The 3,088-nt window shown below is 63.0% G+C and carries 2 protein-coding genes; both read right to left on the minus strand.

Annotated features, from left to right (window positions below):
• Positions 1-2,016 (minus strand): tripartite tricarboxylate transporter permease, encoded by a 2,016-nt coding sequence (locus K5880_RS23080; RefSeq protein WP_297658343.1) that lies wholly within the window; start codon positions 2,014-2,016, stop codon positions 1-3.
• Between the two features lie 21 nt (positions 2,017-2,037).
• Positions 2,038-3,018, minus strand: a complete 981-nt coding sequence (locus K5880_RS23085) for a tripartite tricarboxylate transporter substrate binding protein (RefSeq protein ID WP_297658346.1) — start codon at positions 3,016-3,018, stop codon at positions 2,038-2,040.
• Positions 3,019-3,088 lie beyond the last annotated feature (70 nt).

Genomic DNA, 3,088 nt, shown 5'->3' on the forward strand with positions numbered 1-3,088 from the left:
TCAGAACAGCAACCCGTCGGGCATTCGCAGGTTCAGAACCTGCACCATCAACAGGCAAAAGGCGCCCACGATCACCGCGGCGAAAAGAGCGTAAACAGCAACGGTGCGGGGCTTGAGCGGCTCGAAAGATGCAATTCCTGTCAGGATCAGGAAGGCGACCAGGCTGCTGGTGAAGAACCCCACCACCGGCATCAGGAAGGCCCAAGCCAGAAGGACCACCACCGCGGCAGCGCGTCGCGCGCTGGATGGTTTCCCTCCGGCGCCTGCATCCGGGGTGTTGCTGGGTGCCCGAAGGCGACCGATCTGGAACACGATCAGGATGATCGAGAGCAGCACCAGGGCAGCCGCCAGCGCGCTCGGGAAAACCGACCCCATGGCCGACATGTCCTTGGTCTGCACATAGGCCATCACGCCGATCACCACGAACAGCGCACCGAACACGATGGCTGGCGTGTCGCGCCAGGGGCGGGCCGTGGAGGGAGCATGCTTTGTGATCACATCTGCGCGCTCTACCGCCGCGGCCCGCGTCTGCCGACGGGCGCGCAGGGTGACGTACAGCGGGTAGAACAGCGTGAGCAGGGCAAACGCGATGATGCCCATGCTGATCGGTCGACCGAAGAACATGCCCGCCAGGCTGTCTGTGGCGCTGCCGATCATGTAGGTCTGCACAAAACCCTGCTCGGCGATCTGTCCCAGCACCAGTCCCAGCACAATGGGCGACGGGGGAAAGCCAAAGCGCTGCAGAACCCAGGCTGCCACGCCGAGCATCACCATCATCTGCGTTTCGTGCGGGTTGCTGTGAATGGCGAAACTGCCCAGGATGGTCAGGAACGCGACCGTGGGCACCAGCAACGACTTCGGAATGTGCACGATGGATTTGTAGGCATACCGCCCCATCACCAGACCCACGGGCAACATCAGCACGGTGGCGATCAGCAGACCGAACATGAAGGTGTAGACGATGTTGCTCTGGTCGCTGAAGAGTGTCGGGCCAATCTTGATGCCTTGCACCAGCAAGGCGCCCAGGATGATGGCGTCAGGGGGCGTGCCGGGAATGCCCAGCACCAGCGTCGGTATGAAGCCCCCGCCCACCGTGGCGTTGTTGGCCGCCTCGGTGGCGATCACGCCATCGGGCTCACCAGTGCCGAACCGCTCCGGGTGCCTGGAAGAACGGCGTGCTTCCGAGTAAGAAATGAGACCTGCGATGGAGCCGCCCGCGCCCGGGAGGATGCCCACGACCGTGCCGATCAGCGAGCTGCGCACCATGTTGAGCTTTGTGGTCAGGGTGATGCGAAAGGCTTCGCCCAATCGGTAACCCCGCTTGTCTTGCAACACGTTCAGGTGGGGTGCTTTGGTGGCCACCAGGTCGATGACGACCGGGATGCAGAACAGCCCGATGAGCGCCGAGGTGACATCGATGCCGCCCAACAGCATTTGCGTGTCCAGGGTGTAGCGCACATCACCGCCCACCACGGCCACGCCGATGGTTGACAGCATCAGACCCAGGCAGGCGCCGATGAGCCCCTTCACGGTGTTGCCCACGGACAAGGCAGACACCAGCGTCAGGCCGAAGATGGCCATCCAGAAGTATTCGGTGGGACCAAACGCCAGCGCCACATTGGCCAGAGGAGGGGCCAGCACCAGCAGGGTGATGGCACCGATCAGCCCACCAAACACGGAGGCCAGCGTGGCCAGGGTGACGGCCAGACCGCCATCGCCCCGTTTGGCCATGGGGTAGCCATCGAAGGTGGTGGCAATGGACGACGGCGTTCCCGGCGTGTTGACCAGGATCGCAGCAAAGGAGCCGCCGTAGATCGCACCGGTGTAGATGGCACCCAGAACGATCAGCCCGGAGGCCGGTGTCATGGCGAAGGTGAAAGGAACCAGAATGGCCACGGCCATCGTGGCGGACAACCCCGGAAGGGCGCCGATGAGCGTGCCCAGAGCCACCCCAACCAGTGCGAGCACCAGGTTGAGGGGCGTCAGGGCATCAAGCAGGAACTGCACGATGTCCATGGGGGTCTTGCACTGACTGGGTTACTGCTTCTTGATACCGAGCTTGGCGGCAACGGCGCCGTATTCCTTCTTCTTCTCGGCCATGAACTTCGGCATGTCCTTGTAGGTGATGTCGGTCAGCACGAAGCCCCCGTCTTCCATCCGCTTCTTGAACGTGGGCTCGGCGTTGATGGCGCTGATGATGTCCGACAGCTTCTGGCGAATGTCCTCGGGGGTGGACTTGGGCACCGACAGGCCCCGGTAGGCGCCACCCACCAGGTCAAAACCCAGTTCACGGAAGGTCGGAACCTCCGGGAAGGCTGGCATGCGCTTCTCGGAGGCCACGGCCAGCATGCGCATCTTCTCGCCATGGGCAATGCCCGACGGTGCGTAGTTGAAACCGGCCACGGTCTGCTTGCCCAGGATCGCCGTCACGGCAGGGCCCGTACCGCTGAACGGGATGTAGGTGGTCTTGATGCCGGCCATTTCGTCGAAGCGCACCTGCGCCAGGTTGTTCGACGAATTCGAACCCGAGCCACTCAGGGTCACCGCGCCCGGGTTCTTCTTCGCGTAATCGATCAGATCATTCAATGTGTTGTAGGGGCTGTCCTTGGTGACGAAGATCGCGTCGGGGGTGTAGTGGAAGTAGTGCACGGGTGTGAGCTCGTCCGTCTGGTAGCCCACATCCTTCTGCAGCGGCTGCAGCACGGTGTGCGGCAGGTTGATGCCCATGATGGTGTAGCCGTCGTTGGGCATGGTGTTGAGCTGTGACCAGGCCTGCGCGCCACCGGCTCCGGCCATGTACTGGATCACCACCTCCTGCCCCGCGATCTTCTTGAACACTGACTGCTGGAAGCGCGCGGAGATGTCGGATTCGCCGCCCGCATTGAACGGCAGGATGTAGTTGATGGCCTTGCTGGGGTAGCCCTGGGCCAGGGCCACACCGGACGTCGCCAGGCCAGCGACGAGGGCGCTGCCCAGCGCCGCCGATGCCATCACGGTTCGAAAATTCAGATTGCGCATGTCTGTCTCCAGTTCTGGTCTGAGGGAAATTGCCGTTCGAGCGGCGTGCGAAATGGGGACCGCTCAAGGC

It is taken from the genome of Hydrogenophaga sp., assembly GCF_025699295.1.
Classification (GTDB): domain Bacteria; phylum Pseudomonadota; class Gammaproteobacteria; order Burkholderiales; family Burkholderiaceae_C; genus Hydrogenophaga.

Coding starts and splice junctions, on each gene's coding strand:
- K5880_RS23080 (WP_297658343.1), bottom strand. CDS start 2,016: ATGGACATCGTGCAGTTCCTGCTTGATGCCCTGACGCCCCTCAACCTG.
- K5880_RS23085 (WP_297658346.1), bottom strand. CDS start 3,018: ATGCGCAATCTGAATTTTCGAACCGTGATGGCATCGGCGGCGCTGGGC.